This is a genomic window from Acinetobacter sp. CFCC 11171 (genome assembly GCF_003268405.1).
In the GTDB taxonomy this organism is placed as follows: Bacteria; Pseudomonadota; Gammaproteobacteria; order Pseudomonadales; family Moraxellaceae; genus Acinetobacter; species Acinetobacter amyesii.
In genome coordinates, this window is record NZ_LQXP01000007.1 from 87,455 (window position 1) to 106,304 (window position 18,850).

11 protein-coding genes and 1 pseudogene are annotated in these 18,850 nt (G+C 39.3%); 6 read left to right on the plus strand and 6 right to left on the minus strand.

Features of this window, described 5'->3' with window-relative positions:
- Positions 1-110 precede the first annotated feature (110 nt).
- Positions 111-749, minus strand: coding sequence for a Fe-S biogenesis protein NfuA (gene nfuA, locus AVJ20_RS05440; protein ID WP_078189947.1), 639 nt, complete (start codon positions 747-749; stop codon positions 111-113).
- A gap of 158 nt (positions 750-907) precedes the next feature.
- On the opposite strand from nfuA, the gene AVJ20_RS05445 reads away from it, so the two are divergent.
- The 3 genes from AVJ20_RS05445 (at position 908) to AVJ20_RS05455 (ending at position 3,720) form a co-directional block, all read left to right on the plus strand.
- Positions 908-1,525 (plus strand): rhomboid family intramembrane serine protease, encoded by a 618-nt coding sequence (locus tag AVJ20_RS05445; protein ID WP_111884441.1) that lies wholly within the window; start codon positions 908-910, stop codon positions 1,523-1,525.
- Between the two features lie 245 nt (positions 1,526-1,770).
- A complete protein-coding gene (locus AVJ20_RS18625) occupies positions 1,771-1,950 on the plus strand; it encodes a hypothetical protein (protein WP_111884442.1) in 180 nt (59 codons plus the stop codon).
- 219 nt (positions 1,951-2,169) lie between these two features.
- On the plus strand, positions 2,170-3,720 hold the full coding sequence (locus tag AVJ20_RS05455; protein WP_111884443.1) for a hypothetical protein: 1,551 nt from the start codon (positions 2,170-2,172) through the stop codon (positions 3,718-3,720).
- A 166-nt stretch (positions 3,721-3,886) separates the two neighbouring features.
- Here the strand turns inward: AVJ20_RS05455 and AVJ20_RS05460 are convergent, their stop codons facing one another.
- A complete protein-coding gene (locus tag AVJ20_RS05460; protein WP_111884444.1) occupies positions 3,887-5,506 on the minus strand; it encodes an inorganic phosphate transporter in 1,620 nt (539 codons plus the stop codon).
- Between the two features lie 480 nt (positions 5,507-5,986).
- Between AVJ20_RS05460 and metH the strand changes: the two are divergent.
- Positions 5,987-9,677 (plus strand): annotated as a pseudogene (gene metH, locus AVJ20_RS05465) (methionine synthase).
- Between the two features lie 36 nt (positions 9,678-9,713).
- Here the strand turns inward: metH and AVJ20_RS05470 are convergent.
- The 3 genes from AVJ20_RS05470 to AVJ20_RS05480 form a co-directional block, all read right to left on the minus strand.
- On the minus strand, positions 9,714-10,304 hold the full coding sequence (locus AVJ20_RS05470; RefSeq protein WP_111884445.1) for a hypothetical protein: 591 nt from the start codon (positions 10,302-10,304) through the stop codon (positions 9,714-9,716).
- Complete coding sequence (locus AVJ20_RS05475) at positions 10,298-14,080, minus strand: hypothetical protein (RefSeq protein ID WP_111884446.1); 3,783 nt, start codon at positions 14,078-14,080, stop codon at positions 10,298-10,300. Before AVJ20_RS05475 ends, AVJ20_RS05470 begins: the two co-directional genes overlap by 7 nt.
- A 183-nt stretch (positions 14,081-14,263) precedes the next feature.
- Positions 14,264-15,400 (minus strand): GGDEF domain-containing protein, encoded by a 1,137-nt coding sequence (locus AVJ20_RS05480; protein WP_162689735.1) that lies wholly within the window; start codon positions 15,398-15,400, stop codon positions 14,264-14,266.
- Positions 15,401-15,779: 379 nt separating this feature from the next.
- Between AVJ20_RS05480 and dhaK the strand changes: the two genes are divergently transcribed.
- Both dhaK and AVJ20_RS05490 read left to right on the plus strand, forming a co-directional pair.
- Positions 15,780-17,510: a dihydroxyacetone kinase subunit DhaK gene (dhaK, locus tag AVJ20_RS05485; protein WP_111884448.1), complete on the plus strand. Its 1,731-nt coding sequence runs from the start codon at positions 15,780-15,782 to the stop codon at positions 17,508-17,510.
- A 225-nt stretch (positions 17,511-17,735) separates the two neighbouring features.
- Positions 17,736-18,413 (plus strand): DUF421 domain-containing protein, encoded by a 678-nt coding sequence (locus tag AVJ20_RS05490; protein ID WP_111884449.1) that lies wholly within the window; start codon positions 17,736-17,738, stop codon positions 18,411-18,413.
- 304 nt (positions 18,414-18,717) lie between these two features.
- Here the strand turns inward: AVJ20_RS05490 and AVJ20_RS05495 are convergent.
- The coding region (locus AVJ20_RS05495; RefSeq protein WP_162689736.1) for a zinc ribbon domain-containing protein at positions 18,718-18,850 on the minus strand (133 nt) is incomplete at its 5' end.

Consider the following 18,850-nt stretch of genomic DNA (forward strand, 5'->3'; position numbering starts at 1 on the left):
GCTTATCATCTCGATGTTAAAACTTCAGAAATCATTTAAAAATCTTCGTTTTTTTGATTTAGACAATAAAAAAGCCGCAACATTGCGGCTTTTTTATAACAATACTGAACTTATTTGAAATAAGCACCTTCAGTATTACTATGATCTGTTTGATCAACAACGCGCATTAACTCAGGTACATGCTGCTTCAATGTTGTTTCAACACCTTGTTTCAAGGTTAAATCGATTGAAGAACAACCTTGGCAACCACCACCGAATTTAAGCACTGCAGTTAAACCATGTTCTGCATCTTCAACCACTTCTACCAGTGCACAGTTACCACCATGACCTGCAAGGCCAGGGTTAATTTCTGACTGTAGAACATAAGTGATACGCTCTTCTACAGAGGCATCTGGACCCACACGTGGCACTTTTGAGTTTGGTGCACGGAATGTTAACTGACCACCAAAACGGTCTTTGTTATAGTCAATCACCGCATCCAAAAGATATGGAATAGACGGTGTGTCAATAAATGCAGGGAAATCTGGATAGTCTTGTTTATAGTCTGTAGGCACAACTTCTTCTGGTGCACTGTAAGCCATACAACATTCAGCACGTGGCGTACCCGGATTTTCCACAAAAACACGTACACCAATGCCCGGTGTATTTTGTTTATCCAAAAGATCTTTCAAATACTCTTGGGCATTCGGAGTGATCAATAGGTTTGGAATTTCTTCAGCAACTGCTGTGCTGTTGTTCTCAGTCGACATTACAATATTTCCTCAAGCTGAAGTCGCTATTTTAACTTAAGATGCGGGGCATTAGAAAAAAATCAACTAAAATTGTCGGAATTATTCTGAAAGTTCACGCTTTAGGCAGATTTAATGGCATTATTGAGCATAAATTTTAACAAGTAGAATAGTCATATATGTTGGGCCTACCCTTTAACCACACCGTGACCATTATCCTGATTACGGTGGTGATTTCACTGATTGCATTTTCAAATCAGAAAGTGATGAATCGTTTGTTATTTTGGCCGCCAGCCCTCAGTCGTGGCGAATATGACCGATTTATTAGCCATGGTTTTATTCATGCAGATGGCGCGCACCTATTGTTCAACATGATTACCTTATTTTTCTTTGGTAGCGTGATTGAAAGTTTTTATCGCCAATATTTCTTCGACATGGGCTTTGTATTGTTTTATTTAGGCGGTTTGATCGCTGCGATTATTCCGAGTTATTTAAAACATAAGCATGATACCCATTGGGCAAGTTTAGGGGCGTCTGGGGCGGTGTCTGCGGTACTTTTTGCGTATATTTTGTTTGAACCGTGGAAACTGATTTTTGTATTCTTTATTCCTGTTCCTGCGATTATTTTTGCCGTGCTGTATGTGGCTTACAGTATCTGGTCAGGTAAACGTGGCAACAGCAACATTAACCACAGCGCACACCTTTGGGGCGCAGCGTATGGTGTAATCATGACAATTATTCTTGAACCGAAGCTCATTCCACATTTCTTAAGTCAGTTATTAAACGTTCCTTTCTAAACGTTAAGTCTAAAAAATCAGCTGGATTTAACCTAAAAATGACAGCCTAAACCGTTTCAGTTTAGGCTTTTTTATTGTGCTGCGTTAAGCAGCATGTCCTTTGATCTTTTCTTTAGCCAATTTCCCACATCTACAACACCGCACTTTGAATATCGAGCTATACAATTTCACAGCAGATTGAAACGCTATCTTCCCTTGCCCTGATTTAAACTGAAATGACACAGAATAAAAAAGGGAAAATTCCAATGAAAATAGTCCTGATGTTCTCAAGTTTGCTGTTGACCTGCGTGTTGAGTGCTTGTGCCGTTCACACCCGTGAAGGCAGTATCGTGGTCGACCCAGATCGTAATCACTATCCTTATAATTACTCAGATCGCCATGGCGACTTTTGCCCGCCCGGACAGGCTAAAAAAGGCCGTTGTTGATTTGCCGTTATTGATTTCATGCCCTCTTCTTTTAAGCCTTCAAACCGAAGGCTTTTTCAATTCCGACAATAAAAATTGACGCTGTATATTCTACGAAAGTTCACAAAAGCACATGATAAATCATATAAATCTGGCACTTTATGCCACCCTATTTTTTAATTTGGCATAGATAATGTATACATCTGTATATTAATGACAAAATTAGCTGAGATATTTTGCATGTCGAGTTCAACTGAAGGTCTTCAATTTCCCATTTCGGCTTCAAACCAAAAGCCGAGTACATCTAAAACTGGTCGTGAAATTATCGCTGAAGCCTTAGCTGCAGTTGACCATCACTCTTCTGTACGTGCAAAACAAGAAAAAAACTGGCGTAAAAAATATCCTGAATATTTTAAAGCCTTGGTTGAACAAGGAATTCAATCATCTGAAGCTGCGATCAACATTGCTGAGCAAGGTTTAAATAAAGCGCATCACGTCTTTGAGTTTTATCGTAATCAAGAAAAGTATACGCTCAAAGATGCAGTAGCTTTGACTGCACATCCGCTGCATACCGTGAAATTAAAAGGTGAAAGTGACGCAGCGCCTGAGTGGTATGTGCCCTATCATGGTCAAAAACTTCAAGGTGAGGCTTTACTGGCTCAGATTCAAAAATGGCAAGATGCTGGCATCATTGAAGCCAGTCATGCCGACGCATTACGTGAAGCCATTGCACACCCAGAATGGTTCGATTTGTCAGATCGGACTATGGTGCTCTTTGGTGCTGCCTCCGAAGCAGGCCCTCTGACGTGGTTAGCAAAATGGAAAGCCAATATTGTAGCTATCGACCTCAATAATGAACGTGTTTGGGATCGAATCTTAAGCACGGTTCAGGCCGGTAATGCCACTTTATATGCACCAAGTCTCGACGCTGTGCATGAAGACACACCCATTCAAGAACTAAAACACAAATTGGGCGCCAATTTACTGACACACATTCCTGAGATTGCACAGTGGCTTGCACAAAGTGAACATCAGCTTGATCTGGCTGCAATTGCTTATTTAGATGGTGAAAAGCATGTTCGTGTTGCAATGGCAATGGACAGCATCATGGCTTATGTCAGTCAACAAAAAGCTGACACCAGCTTGATGTTTATGTGTACTCCAACCGATGTCTATGCTGTTCCAGAAGAGATTGTTACGGCAGCGCAAGCCAAATTCCAAAACCGTGCTTCTGCACAAAAACTATTGACACAAAGTATTGCCAAAGTCACAGGTCAGCATTTCTTTAAGCAAAATAATGAGCAAACCACCACAGCAGACAATGGAAAATCCTATGGTATTGCTGACTGTCTGGTGGTGGAACAAGGTCCAAACTACGCACTCGCAAAACGTATCCAACAATGGCGCGCAACTGTCGCACGTCAAAATGGTCAGCGGGTTAGTATCAATATTGCGCCATCCACCACGACCCGCTCAGTGACGAAGAATCCATTATTAAAAGCCGCATTTAATGGTGCGAGTTTATTTGACGTGGAATCGTTTCAACCTGAAACCACTAATGCACTCATGGCGGCTTTATGGATTCACGACTTGAGAAACCCTCAATCGGTTGCTAACCCTGAAACAGCGCTAGACCATCCATTAGAACTCATGATGCATGGTGCCAACCATGGTGGCTTATGGCGTGTGGCTTATTTGGCGCGTACTGCCTTACCTTTTGCAGCGCTGTATGGTTTTGCTGAAGAGAAATTGCCCGTGAAAAAAGTATTGGGACTGTTTAAAAAAGCGTAACTGCATTGGTTCAAATAAGTGTTGAACTTTGCAAAGCTTCAACTCGCTAGTTTGATTGTTCTAATTCAGCTCTCAGTCATCCCATTAAAATCGGTGATGTCTGAGATACAGCCATAAAAAAAACGCTGCCGAAGCAGCGTTTTTTTATATCTGGAATTTGAGTTGCTTAGAACACTTTCAAGAATAACCAGTACAAGCAACCTGATAGACAGATCGTTGCAGGTAAAGTGAAGACCCAAGCTGATAGAATGGTTTTCACTGTTGCAAAGTTCAGACCCGATTTATTCGCGACCATGGTACCTGCAACCGCAGAGTTAAGTACGTGTGTAGTCGATACAGGCATACCAAAACCATCCGCAGCAGCAATCGTTGACATAGCAACAAGCTCGGCAGACATACCCTGACCATAGGTCATGTGGTTTTTACCAATACGCTCACCTACAGTCACGACAATACGTTTCCAACCCACCATGGTTCCAAGACCCAGTGCCAATGCAACAGCGACTTTCACCCATGTTGGAATGTACTGTAAGAACGAGTCTAAGTGACTACGATATTCCTTCACAGTCTTTTGTTCAGCTTCTGCCATTGCTGGTAGTTGCTCAGCTTTATCTAGACGTTTAAAAGCAGTAGTACTTAAGTACATGTCATTACGAATCGAAGATACTTCTTGTTCAGGAATATCTTTTAAGTCGCCATACTGTGCAACACGCTCACCTAAATGATCGGTCAAACTTGCTAAAGCTGGCACAACTTCTGGGCTGACTTCTTTGGTTTGAATGTATTTGGTGAGTACATCACGCGCTTGTGCATCAGGAATATCCTTATGCTCTGCGTAGATCGCAGTCGCAGTTTGAGCAGATAACTGATGGAAAGATTGAATATGTTGATTATCTAAGTTCTTATTCAATGAATAAGCCAATGGCACACATCCGATCAAAATCAGCATGATCAGACCCATACCTTTTTGACCATCATTTGAACCGTGCGCAAAACTTACACCTGTACAGGTAAAGATCAAAATTGCACGAATCAGTGGTGGTGGCGGCTTATTGCCTTCTGGTGGCTGAAACAATTCTAGCTGTTTGCGGAAAATACGCTTCACCAACAAGAAAACGAGTGCTGCAAATGCAAAACCAATCAGTGGCGAGAACAATAACGCCTTACCGACTTTAAGCACCTGCTCCATATCTACACCGCTCGCACCACCGCCTGCATTTAACAGGTAGTTCATGATGCCAACGCCAAGAATAGAACCAATCAAAGTATGCGAACTAGACGCAGGGATGCCTAAGAACCAAGTTCCTAAATTCCACAAAATCGCTGCGATCAACATAGCGAAAACCATGGCAAAGCCAGCACCTGAACCGACATTCATAATCAATTCAACAGGTAACAAGGCAATAATGCCGTAAGCGACTGCACCACTGGCAACCATTACGCCTAGGAAGTTACAGAAACCCGCCCACATTACCGCAACCGGTGCTGACAAGGCGTTGGTATAAATCACTGTTGCTACTGCATTTGCAGTGTCATGGAAACCATTTACAAATTCAAAGCCAAGTGCGATGAATAAGGCTGTGCCCAATAAAATCATTGAATAAAGACTTAAAGGCGGAACATGCGCTAAATCGGCAGTCACCTGAAAACCAATATAAATCAACGTTGAAATAATCAGCGTCAAAAATACCGGCATAAAGAATTTCGGTGTAGGCACATGAACATTCGTGGACTTTTGAGGAGTCGACGTGTGCGCTGAATCTACGGGAGTTTGTTTAGAATTCATGCAGGCAGGAATAGAGGATTTTAAAATCCCCATATTGTTCAATTTAATTATGACAATTATATGACAAAGCGGTGTCATATAAAGCAATTTTTCATGCTTTATTTGTTTTTTTTTAAGTGTTAAAAACCGACTTCCCTACTCTACTTTCATAAAGTAAATCAGTTATTTAATCTGCGTATTTAAACTTTATTTTCTTTAAAACCCAATGTTTCAACTTATATTTCATCTGTCATGTTTTTTTGTCATTTTGCATAGCCCTAATGGATGTTTTTTAATCTTGCCTGAGCAATATGACAAATTCATGAAGCTTTCCATACATTTATATGAAATTGGAATATGAAATTATCAAGTTGCAATATTGCTCATTAATTCAACAAGCTAATAATTGCGCGCTGTGAAGATGATTGAATATCAATAAAACTGCAATGAATTCTGTTAATATATTTGCCGATTTTATATTCCATCGGATTGGGGTTATTTATGTCCACGCTTGCCACCCTAAAAGAGCTGCTCGCTCAACGGATTCTGATTATCGACGGTGCAATGGGCACCATGATTCAGCGTCATAAACTCGAAGAAGCTGACTACCGTGGTGAGCGTTTTGCAGATTGGGCATCTGACCTCAAAGGCAATAATGACCTATTGGTGTTGACTCAGCCGCAAATCATTCAAGGCATTCATGAAGCCTATCTCGATGCTGGTGCAGACATTATTGAAACCAACAGCTTTAACGGCACAAAAGTTTCAATGTCTGACTACCACATGGAAGATTTGGTATCAGAGATCAACCGTGAAGCAGCGCGTATTGCCAAAGCCGCTTGTGAAAAATACTCATCGCCTGAAAAACCGCGTTTTGTAGCAGGTGTGCTTGGCCCGACTTCACGTACTTGCTCGATCTCGCCAAATGTAAATGACCCAGCATTTCGTAACATTACTTTTGATGAGTTAAAAGAAAACTATATTGAAGCTGCGCATGCCCTGATTGAAGGCGGTGCAGACATTCTTTTAATTGAAACAGTATTTGATACTTTGAACTGTAAAGCTGCCATTTTTGCAGTGAAAGAAGTCTTCAACCAAATTGGCTACGAATTGCCATTGATGATTTCAGGCACGATTACCGATGCCTCTGGCCGAACTTTAACTGGCCAAACTGCTGAAGCGTTCTGGAACTCTGTGCGTCATGGTGATTTATTGTCGATTGGCTTTAACTGTGCCCTAGGTGCAGATGCCATGCGTCCGCATGTAAAAACCATTGCTGACGTTGCCGATACTTTTGTTTCGGCGCATCCGAACGCTGGCTTACCAAATGCCTTCGGCGGTTATGATGAAACCCCTGAACAAACCGCTGCCTTTATTAAAGAATTTGCAGAAAGTGGCTTGATTAACATCACTGGCGGCTGCTGCGGTACAACGCCGGATCACATCCGTGCTATTGCCAATGCCGTAAAAGACATTAAGCCACGCCAAGTGCCAGAAACTAAGCCTGCTTGCCGTTTAAGCGGTTTAGAGCCGTTCAACATTACAGAAGATTCGCTGTTTGTAAACGTCGGTGAACGTACCAACGTGACAGGTTCTAAAAAAATTCCTACGTTTAATCCGTGAAGAAAACTTTGCCGAAGCTTTAGAAGTTGCACAGCAGCAAGTTGAAGCCGGTGCTCAGATTATCGACATCAATATGGATGAAGGCATGCTGGATTCAGAAGGCGCAATGGTGCACTTCCTGAATCTTGTAGCCTCTGAACCTGAAATTTCACGTGTGCCGATCATGATTGACTCATCTAAATGGGAAATCATTGAAGCGGGCTTAAAATGTGTACAAGGTAAAGCAGTTGTTAACTCGATTTCCTTAAAAGAAGGCTATGACGAGTTCGTTGCAAAAGCGCGTTTGTGCCGTCAGTATGGCGCTGCGGTGATTGTGATGGCATTTGATGAAAATGGTCAGGCCGACACTGCTGCACGTAAAAAAGAAATCTGTAAACGTTCTTATGATGTATTGGTCAATGAAGTGGGCTTCCCTGCTGAAGACATCATTTTTGACCCTAACGTGTTTGCCGTGGCAACAGGTATCGAAGAACACAACAACTATGCTGTGGACTTTATTGAAGCAACAGGCTGGATCAAGCAAAACTTACCACATGCGATGATTTCAGGCGGTGTGTCTAACGTATCGTTCTCTTTCCGCGGTAACGAGCCTGTACGTGAAGCGATTCACTCAGTGTTCTTGTACCATGCCATCAAGCAAGGCATGACCATGGGTATCGTCAACGCAGGTCAAATGGCGATTTATGATGATATTGATGCTGAACTGAAAGCTGCGGTTGAAGATGTGATCTTGAACCAAAACCAAGGTGAAAGCCATCAAGAAGCTACAGAAAAGCTGCTTGAAGTTGCTGAGAAATACCGTGGTCAAGGCGCTGCGCAAAAACAAGTGGAAAACTTGGAATGGCGTGAGCTTCCCGTAGAAAAGCGCCTTGAGCATGCTTTAGTGAAAGGTATCACCACCTTTATTGATGAAGATACTGAAGAAGCACGCCTGAAAGCTAAACGTCCACTCGATGTGATTGAAGGTCCGCTGATGGACGGCATGAATGTGGTGGGTGATTTGTTCGGTTCAGGCAAAATGTTCCTGCCGCAAGTGGTGAAATCTGCACGTGTCATGAAGCAAGCCGTAGCTTGGCTCAACCCATTCATTGAAGCGGAAAAAACAGCTGGCCAATCTAAGGGTAAAGTCCTGATGGCGACTGTTAAGGGCGATGTGCATGACATCGGTAAAAATATCGTAGGCGTGGTGTTAGGCTGTAACGGCTATGACATCATCGACCTTGGCGTGATGGTGCCTTGCGAGAAGATTCTGCAAACTGCCATTGATGAGAAAGTCGACATTATTGGTCTATCTGGCCTGATTACGCCGTCACTGGATGAAATGGTTTTTGTTGCGAAAGAAATGCAGCGCAAAGGCTTTAATGTTCCATTGATGATTGGCGGTGCAACCACTTCTAAAGCGCATACGGCAGTGAAAATTGATCCACAATATTCAAACGATGCAGTCATTTATGTTGCCGATGCATCTCGTGCGGTGGGTGTTGCAACAACTTTACTTTCTAAGGAAATGAAGCCAAAGTTTGTAGCAGAAACCCGTGCTGAATATGAAAAAGTCCGTGAGCGTATTGCTAACAAACAGCCGAAAGCAGCCAAACTGACGTATGCTGAATCGGTTGAAAATGGCTTAAAAATTGACTTTGCAGCCAATGCGCCTGTGAAGCCAAACTTTATTGGTACGCAAACGCTGACCAATTATCCATTGGAAACATTAGTTGAATACTTTGACTGGACACCGTTCTTCATTTCTTGGAGTTTGGCAGGTAAATTCCCTGCTATCTTAACTGATCAAGTTGTAGGTGAAGCAGCAACTGACTTGTATGAACAAGCACAGACCATGCTAAAAGACATCATCGACAACAAACGTTTTGATGCTCGTGCTGTGTTTGGTATTTACCCTGCAAACCGTTCAGCAGCGGATTCGGTTGAAGTGTATAGCGAAGATGGTCAATCGGTTACGCATACCTTCCATCACATTCGTCAACAGTCTGATAAAGTGACAGGTAAACCAAACTTGTCATTAGCGGACTTTATTGCGCCTAAAGGTGTCGCAGAAGACTACTTGGGCGGTTTCACTGTATCGATCTTTGGTGCAGAAGAAATGGCCAATGAGTACAAAGCTAAAGGCGATGACTACTCTGCAATTCTTGCACAATCTTTAGGTGACCGTTTTGCGGAAGCGTTTGCGGAGCATTTGCATGAGCGCATCCGTAAAGAGTTCTGGGGTAACCAAGCGTCTGAAACCTTAAGTAATGAAGAATTGATTAAAGAGAAGTATGTGGGCATCCGTCCTGCACCGGGCTACCCTGCTTGTCCTGAGCATTCTGAAAAAGCGCCATTGTTTGACTGGTTAGGTTCTACCGACAAGATTGGTACGCAATTGACTTCTAGTTTTGCAATGTGGCCGCCTTCATCTGTCAGCGGTTTCTACTATGCAAACCCTGAAAGCCAATACTTTAACGTGGGTAAAATCGCAGGCGATCAGCTTGAGGATTATGCGAAACGTAAAGGCTGGACTTTAGATGAAGCGAAGCGTTGGTTAGCGCCAAATTTAGATGATTCTGTTCAGTAATTAGTTTGAAAAAATCCCCTCGAATGAGGGGATTTTTTAAAATAGTATTTTATATAAGCTAGATTTTTCTAATATTCGCAACTCTTGGATTCTCACACACATAAACATACAGAATAGTGCAATAGTCAAAATAATAAAGTCCCATACAATCCAATTCAAAATACTAAGCAGATCTCCTTTTTCAAATAGGTTATTAAATTTGACGATCATTTTATTAAAATTTAAAAATTGCCAAGATACATAACTAAAAAATAGGCTATAGATAAGAAAAAATGATACCGAGAAAAGGTTGAGTTTTACTTTATTAATTTTTACATCTGAATAATCTGAAGAAACCTTTAAATAAAACCTATATTTAGTAACTAGATACGCTTTTTGTTCTAACTTTTCATCATAGAAAAAGAGATCTACAATTTTCGCCTTTACGCCCTTCATATTAAGTAAACTTTCAGCAGCTCTATCTCGATAAATTTCGCGAATCTCATAATTTCTATAAAATTTCATCTCATATTCTTCCAGCGAATTATTAAATTCACGGACATGGTTCGACCTATGTTTACTTATAGAAATTACAGCAGCTAACAATGCACAAAAACCTGCAATAATTGCAGCAATAATTGTCACCATTCAAATTTCTCACTTCTTTGTTTTTCTCTCGCTATATCTTGTTTAGCCTGTTTATCAATAGCAACTAACCACTCTTTTTCTTTAGAAACAATAAGTGATTCAAGTTCAGGAAAGAACGGTATTATTTTATCTTTCAAAGAACTAATATACAGCAACCTAGTTTGCATAGCTTGCGACCAAGAGCCTGAAAAAACACCTCTCATTCTCAATATATGATTTTCAAAAAGTATATTTATAAGCTTAGACTTATGATTACTCATATTAATTAAAATGATCAATAAGTTTTTCCAAACAATATTATCTCCATTTCCCTCACTAACTAACTCTCTTCTGCTATCCACATATAGCATTGCATTTTCCACCCAAAAATTTATTTTTTCTTGATCTGTACCAATCCAATCAAGCACCTCTTTTTCATCTGCATAAGCCAGTACTTTGTCTACGTCATTCTGATAAAATTTGGACATAAAATTTTGATCTTCAACAAAATCAGTAATAAATTTGCCCGTATTATTTTCGATCAGCATTTTTAATAATTTAAATTTTTTATCTTCTCGACGAAATGAAATATAAGATTCAACACTAAAAAACTCTTTAACATCATTAAATATTTTAGCTTGGTAAAACTCGCCACAATCTAGTAAAACAAGTAAAGTATCTTCGAAGTAATTGAAAGCATCCTGAGAACTTACAAATTCAGAGACATAGTTTAATAAAATAGGTTGATATTTTACCGATAATTTATTTTGCAAATGGCATTCTGTCATAAGCTCATATTGAACTAACTTATGAGCATCAATGGAAATCAGGGCATCAACAACTAATTCAAATTGCTTGCTTGAGATTTTTTCATGTTTTTTTAACCAAGCTAAACTTAAAGCACGATCTAAACTAAATTTCCCTGTAACCAAAAATTCAATAAAAATTTCAAAATCTTGGTCTGTTTTACAACTATCAAATAAACTTATACCAATTATTTTATTGAATCGATCATCATTGACCAAACCTTTAACCAAAACTCTATATTGATCGATATTCTTAATTCTAAAGCCATTCAAAATTCCAACGATAAACTCAGAAGAATGTAAATTTTCATCTACACTTATCGTTTTTAAAATCTGAAGTAAATCATTTGCTAACTCAAAGGCAAATACACAACCCTCACCTAATCTTTGCAAATACTGATCACCTTGCCAACCATTTTTTGCATTAAGCAATATTTCAAAATTAGCTTTAACAATCTCTATATTCTGAAGCTCATCAGATATATAACTAATTAATTCATCATAATTATCAAATTCTGGGATTGGAATTGCATAATCTTCATTACTATCTTTAGTTAGACGATATAAATAATGATCATCTACCAACACATAGGATTTAATTAATTCTGAAATATTATTTTTCTGGGGTCTTAAGCTTTGCTCTAAAACCTCCAAATCTGACAATAATTTTGGTGCTTTAGCTTTTAGCTCATCACGATTCCATTGAATTATATTTAATAATTGTGAATGAGCCTCTGGGAAATATAGTCTCTGATTGAATCTTTCTAAATATTTTTTAGCAATATCAACTTTCCCGCATTTCCATATTACATGTTTAAGATTATTAGTAAAAACCTCTCGTGCTTTGCTAACATTTTGACTATCTAGTTCATCTAATAAACTCAGCAAAAACTCAACCCAGTCTAAGATTTCATCATGATTCTTCGGCTGATAGCCATATTCACTTAGTTGAGAACTTTCAAATGATTCTCTTATAAAAAATCCATAATCATCAAAATTGAGCGCTTTAGATAAACAATCTAAAAGGATCGACTCGTATTCCGGCTTCCTTTGTAATTGAGTCAGAACTACCTTTTTTTGCTCTAAATCAGCCATTGTTTCTGATGTATAGAGCCTAAATAATGAAGTTACTAAATCTAGAATAGAATTGTTTCTTTCACCTTCTTTTTCATCTTTAGCAAAATAAATGAGTAACTCAGACGCTTTTTTAAAATTATGTGGTTGATAAGTTAAGGATCTAACTAATCTAGAAATTTCAACAAAATGAGTATTTTCTCTAGTTAAAAAACTAGGATCAGTATTATGTTTTTGTTCTAGTAATTGTAAAATTTGATCTACCGATATATGAGTAAGTAATCTAATTTTAACCAAATCTTGTGCATCATATTCATCATTTAACAGTTTTCCCCCCAACCATTCAGTAGAAGAAAACCATAATTTCACTAATTCTTGTACCTTAGGAACATCATGTAAGTAGCTTAAACGTTTAATACAGGACATTTGCAAACGTGCAGGCATATTTTGTATAAACTCATCTAGATGCTTCGGCAAACGTCGTGAAATACATTCTTTAGCTAAATGATTAGCTAGGACATGCGGTAAAATAGCACGCCATATCCCACGCTGTTGAACAATGTCTTTAGTTTTCAGCTCTTCAATTCTTTCAATTACATCATAACTATCAACTCTTGCAAATTTCGATACACAATCCAATTCAGAATTTTCTTCACCTACGTCCTCTAAATTAAAGGAATAAACTAAAGCAAAATTTTGAGCAACTTTATATAACTCATCATCACGCTGTCCTCTCTGCCAGAAGAGCCGTTCAAATAATTCAGAACTTGTGAGTAATGCTAAGTTATCAGTACGTTCAATATTTGAGGCTATTGCTAAAGCTAATCGATAGTTACCACCTGAAAAATCAGCAATTTTCCTTGCGTTTAAATCATTAATATGTGGGTAATGATGCTCAATAACTTTTTTTATAATTTCAGGGCTATTTGGCTTTAATTTATAAACTTCTGTACTTTCCGGTAAATCATCCTGAACATCATATTCAATAGTTAATAATGCAATTTGAGTATCTTTAATTTTTTTCGTTAGACTGCCATGTGTATCTTGCCCGCAATTATCTATAATTAAAATATAGGGCTTCTGTTTCTGTATTAGCTCTTCAACAAAATGCTGAGGTTGCGGATTAGGCGAATCACCAAAGTCACAATACCAAACATTTTTGATATCTAGACTATTAACTCCAACACGATCATCGAAAAGAGCTTGAGCTAAACGAGTTTTACCTACACCTGAGAGTCCAACTAATCTTATAGACGTACCACCTACTAATAATTTTTCTCTAATCGCATTGATACCATCAATCACACTCATTTCATTTTTATTAATATCTTTAGGTAGAACAACTTTAATATCTTCATCAACTAAATATTCTGCTTCAACGTTATCCTTTGTATTTGACCAATCATCGTAGCGTTGCCAACCTTCAAGCTTTTGCTGTGTAAAGAAGTATTTAGCTAAATCGCTATGCTCTAAGCACACAAATTCAGATTCAAAAAATGATGCTTCTCGCCATTCAAGCTCAATCATTAATTCTTTAGCTTTAGCGTTAATATCTAATAATGCCTGTGGAGACATCATTTTTTGCTCGGCTCTATTGTATGCTTCACCCCAAAACTGATTTGTATATACCAATATTTTTGTTAGCGAGGGATGATCTCTTTTAGCTTTCTCTAACATTTCTAAAAAGTCATCTTTATGACTAGAAAGTTTTGTAAAGTAAAACTTCGCTTGAAAGCCTATAACCTCATCACTTCTTTCGATTGGATTTTTTTCAATACCTGACTGATTCTTAAATCCAAACCATCCCTTGGGTAAATCAAATTCGCGACAAAACAATAAATAAGCAAACCATTCAAACGTCATCTGTTGATTATTTGAAAATTTTGCTGAAAAGACTTCCCAATTTGGTTGGATCATTAATTTTTATCCATTTAATTTATAAAGACAAATTAAGTCAAAAATTCATTTTTTACAAATCACTCTCACCCCAGCCCTCTCCCACGGGGAGAGGGAGCATTCATTACGAATTCAACCCCATCATATATTTAATAATGGATATTCCCTCTCCTTTTAGGAGAGGGTTAGGGAGAGGTCAATTAATCATGCTAATACAGCAAACTGCACCTGATTCCGCCCATTTTCTTTCGATTTATATAGAGCCTGATCCGCCAAACGCGTCACTTCATCCATGCTCATACCGTCTTGCGCAGTAGCAACACCAAAACTCGCAGTTACTTTCAAAACACTTTGATTTGGCAGAGTGATCTCCAATGCTTCAATAGCCTGACGGCAGCGTTCCGCAATTTCTAAAGCCTTTGACAAGTCCTGATCGGCAAGTACCAAGGAAAATTCCTCCCCGCCAAAACGGCCAACCTTATCTTGCTCACGGACTGCATGTCTGAGCACATGGGCAACTTGGCGCAATACTAAGTCACCCGCTTCATGCCCATAACTATCATTAATTTTTTTAAAATGATCTAAATCCAAAAGAATCATCGAATATTTTTGGAAATTCTTTTGATGTCTTTTATTCACAAATTCAGATAAATAACGACGGTTATATACTCCCGTTAAACCATCAATTCGGCTCAAAATTTCAATCTTCTGATCTCGATTACGCCACTGACGCAGCAATATTTCAAAAAATAATGCTGAAGTAATTAATATCGGTGAGTAAAGGATCAACATACTTTTAAGCCAAAAACTATTGCTGTACAAATCACTTTGATTTAGCTGATCACTAAATAAAGGCGCATAAGCCAATGAACCAATGGCGGTGAAATAACACATCGCCCCAAAAACCAAAGTCACAATCACCATAATGCTATAAATGACTTTGGGTTTATAAAATACAAAACCAATCAGCAAAATATTCAAAATTCCGCCCATAGATGCAGGGCTATAAAGGCCAACACTTTTGGCTGAATACAGCAGCAGTAGCCCAAAAAATAGTGGAATAAACCAGCCCATAACATGACGGAACTTCGCATTTTGCTTAAATGCTAAAGCAAGTAAAAGTACAAAGGCGGTTAAAAATATCTGACACCATGTGGTAAAAATACGCTCATCATGATAGCTCTGACTAAACCAAATTTGGTTTGCAGACTCGTAATTCACCACATACCAACCCAAATGCCCAAGCAAGATCAGCAGCGCAAATACAAGTAAAAGTATGCCCTTATTAAAATCTGGCCAGTAAATGAATACATCGTCTGTCTCAAATAAATGAAATTTCAAAGACTTAAAATTTTCACTTATTTTATTTTTTATTCTTAGCATTTTGCCCATATATATTTATAAATCAAAAAATTAAATGGTTTTCACAACTGATATCCTTTTATTCAGATTTAAGGATTCCTTTTCTTTATAGCACCATTAAGATTGCTGATCTGCAAAACTTTAGACCACTTTTAAACAAATTATTTAAGCGCTTTGTAAATTTGAGATTTTCCCTGTCTGATGTTGCAAGTCTTTATTTTTAGAATGTCATTCAATATAAAAACTCAACCTTTAATCAAAAAATTGCTTTTTTACACTTTTATGTCAGCAAACATTATGTTTTTCGATAATAATAAACTTTTTACATTCTCCCCTATAAATACAGATTGGTACATCCATGAAAAAACTCATGAACGGTGCAGAAAACATCGTAATTGAAATGTGCAAAGGCTTTGTTCTTGCGCATCCTGAACTCGCATTTAACGAGTCACACAAAATCATTTCACGTAAAGAAAAACACAACAACGTGGCATTGATCAGTGGCGGTGGTAGCGGTCACGAACCTGCCCATGCAGGTTTTGTCGGTACAGGCATGTTAGACGCTGCCGTATGTGGCGATGTGTTTGCATCTCCTTCGCAAATTCAGGTCTATAAAGCCTTACAGCAAGTCGCAACTGACAAAGGCGTGTTGATGATCATCAAAAATTATTCTGGCGATATGATGAATTTCCAGAATGGTGCAGCCCTCGCAACTGAAGACGGCATCAAAGTTGACTATGTGAAAGTGGCAGATGACATTGCGGTTAAAGACAGCCTATATACAGTCGGTCGGCGTGGTGTTGCAGGTACAGTATTTGTACATAAGATTGCAGGCGCAGCGGCATCAAAAGGTTTAGAACTTGCAGACGTAAAAGCGATTGCTCAAAAAGCTGCGGACAACGTCATTAGCCTTGGTTTTGCCTATAGCTCTTGTACCGTTCCTGCCAAAGGCACACCAACCTTTACTTTGGCTGATGATGAAATGGAATATGGCGTCGGCATTCATGGTGAACCAGGCATCCGCCGTGAAAAAATCTTGCCTTCTAAAAAAATGGCACAGCGCATCGTAGATGATTTATTCCTCGACCGCCCTGACATGAAAGAAGTTGCAGTCTTGGTCAATGGCTTTGGTAGCACACCGCTGCAAGAGTTGTATGTCTTTAACCATGATGTATGCGAACACCTTGCACGTAAAGGCATCAAAATTTACCGCACATTTGTCGGCAACTATATGACCAGTATCGACATGAATGGTGCATCTGTGTCCTTGCTTGCTGTCGATGATGAATTGAAAACTTACCTCGATGCAGCAGCCAACACCCCTGCATTTAAAATGGATGGTTCAGCAGCACAACCTTTAACTTTCGCAACTAAAGATGCTGCCACCGAAGCTGTGGTAAATACCCAAGTTGAAACACAGCCTGAACATGCGGTGATTAGCAATGAACAATTCACCATCGAAAACATGCGCTATGTGGTCGATGTCATGTCTGCCTGTATCATTAGAAATGAAGTGCCATTCTGTGAACTAGACGCGCATGCAGGTGACGGCGACTTCGGTATGAGCGTGGCGAAAGGCTTTAAGCAATTAAAACGTGAATGGCAAAGTCTGATTCAAGCGCAGCAGATGGATGAATTCATGCTGAACTGCTCAATGATCATTATGGAACACTGTGGCGGTGCATCTGGCCCAATCTGGGGTTCAGCATTCCGTGCAGCAGCGAAATCAATTCAAGGCAAAACTGCTTTGAGCGTTTCAGACTTTGCCGAGATGCTGCAAGCAGCGGTCAAAGGCATTCAAACTACAGGTGAGCGTTCATTTGGACGCGGCGCAGTGGTGGGTGATAAAACCCTGATTGATGCACTTGTGCCATGCGCAGATTCTTGGTCTGCCCATACAGATAAAACCTTTAAAGAAAACTTTGTACTTGGTGCAAAAGCGGCGGTTCAAGGCGCTGAAAATACCAAAGAGATTGTAGCGTGTATGGGACGTGCGGGAACTGTAGGCGACCGTAGTCTTGGCTATCCAGATGCTGGCGCACATGGTTTAGGTGTAATCTTTACGAATATTGCAGAACATATTAAATAACTGAACATCTTTAAAAATTGCCAGACCACATCAAAAGCATCGATTCGTCGGTGCTTTTTTTATGGCTATTTTAAAGCACTTTTTTTCATCAAATATCTCATTCATACAATACCTTTAGTATGAAATCCTTTTTCGAATAGTGCTTAAAAATTAACACAATTGAGCTGCTTTATCGCCCAGCGCTTTGCTAAGTTAAAAACACATAACGATAAAAAAGGATGAGACATGGATTTCACTCAAATTTTCATCCATGACACTACATGGACTTTTGCTGCCGAAGTGATTTTGCGTAGCGTCATTATGTTCGTTTTAATCATCGTATTCTTACGCCTAACAGGCAAACGCGGCGTGCGTCAGTTATCCATCTTTGAAGTTGCCATCCTCCTTGCTTTGGGTTCAATTGCAGGAGACCCGATGTTTGAAGAGGAACTCCCCCTCTTACAAGCGCTCATTGTGATGACGGTAGTGATTGGTTTATACCGCGTAATCACTTGGCTAATGATGAAATACCAGCCCTTTGAAGATTTAATTGAAGGTAAAGCCCTCTACATTGTGGAAGATGGTGAATTGGTCTTAGAAAAGATTAAACAAGGTAAAATGTCACATGATGAATTCTTCTCTGAAATGCGTCAGCAAAATGTGGAGCATCTTGGACAAGTTCGAGTTGGTTTATTAGAAAGTGATGGAAAATTTAGTATTTTGTTTTATCCACCTGAGCAGGTACGTTATGGACTGCCACTATTTCCGAAACCCTATAAAGCGGTTCGAGATATCAAAATGCATCAGCTGTATGCCTGCACACATTGCGGTAAAACTATGTATATCCACGGCGCACAGGATGTTTGCCCACGATGTGGATGCTGTGACTGGGCTGAAGCGATTAATACACAGCGTTTAGCTTAAGCATTCAAGGCTAAAACTTTAAAATTCTGTGCCGCTTCAATTAAATACGTCATCAAAATACAGTAAGATCCAACGACCATCACCACAGACCCACCCTTGAATGTTTTATTCGCCATCTAAAAGTGCAGCAGCAGAGATTTCATTGGTTAATATCTGTGCATCATTTCAGTTCAGGCAAGACATCCAGCTTTCATCTTTTGAAGACCACAAGATGCTCAGACAGACTCCCAAAAATGTATCATTCGTCAATTTTCAGTTCCATTATCGCGCTAACATCTATCAATCAGTTGACATCCTCATCCCCTTAAAAGAGGGTGATTCCTACAGCTAGACGCTTATGCCCAAGCGCAAGAATGTTTAGAGCTGAGTTTATATCTCGATCATGAGCTGTACGACAGCTCATGCACTCCCATTCTCTTATTCCAAGATCTGTCCTA

Coding starts and splice junctions, on each gene's coding strand:
- AVJ20_RS18625 (WP_111884442.1), top strand. CDS start 1,771: ATGAAAATAGTCCTGATGTTCTCAAGTTTGCTGTTGACCTGCGTGTTG.
- AVJ20_RS05445 (WP_111884441.1), top strand. CDS start 908: ATGTTGGGCCTACCCTTTAACCACACCGTGACCATTATCCTGATTACG.
- AVJ20_RS05490 (WP_111884449.1), top strand. CDS start 17,736: ATGGATTTCACTCAAATTTTCATCCATGACACTACATGGACTTTTGCT.
- AVJ20_RS05455 (WP_111884443.1), top strand. CDS start 2,170: ATGTCGAGTTCAACTGAAGGTCTTCAATTTCCCATTTCGGCTTCAAAC.
- AVJ20_RS05460 (WP_111884444.1), bottom strand. CDS start 5,506: ATGAATTCTAAACAAACTCCCGTAGATTCAGCGCACACGTCGACTCCT.
- dhaK (WP_111884448.1), top strand. CDS start 15,780: ATGAAAAAACTCATGAACGGTGCAGAAAACATCGTAATTGAAATGTGC.
- nfuA (WP_078189947.1), bottom strand. CDS start 749: ATGTCGACTGAGAACAACAGCACAGCAGTTGCTGAAGAAATTCCAAAC.
- AVJ20_RS05475 (WP_111884446.1), bottom strand. CDS start 14,080: ATGATCCAACCAAATTGGGAAGTCTTTTCAGCAAAATTTTCAAATAAT.
- AVJ20_RS05470 (WP_111884445.1), bottom strand. CDS start 10,304: ATGGTGACAATTATTGCTGCAATTATTGCAGGTTTTTGTGCATTGTTA.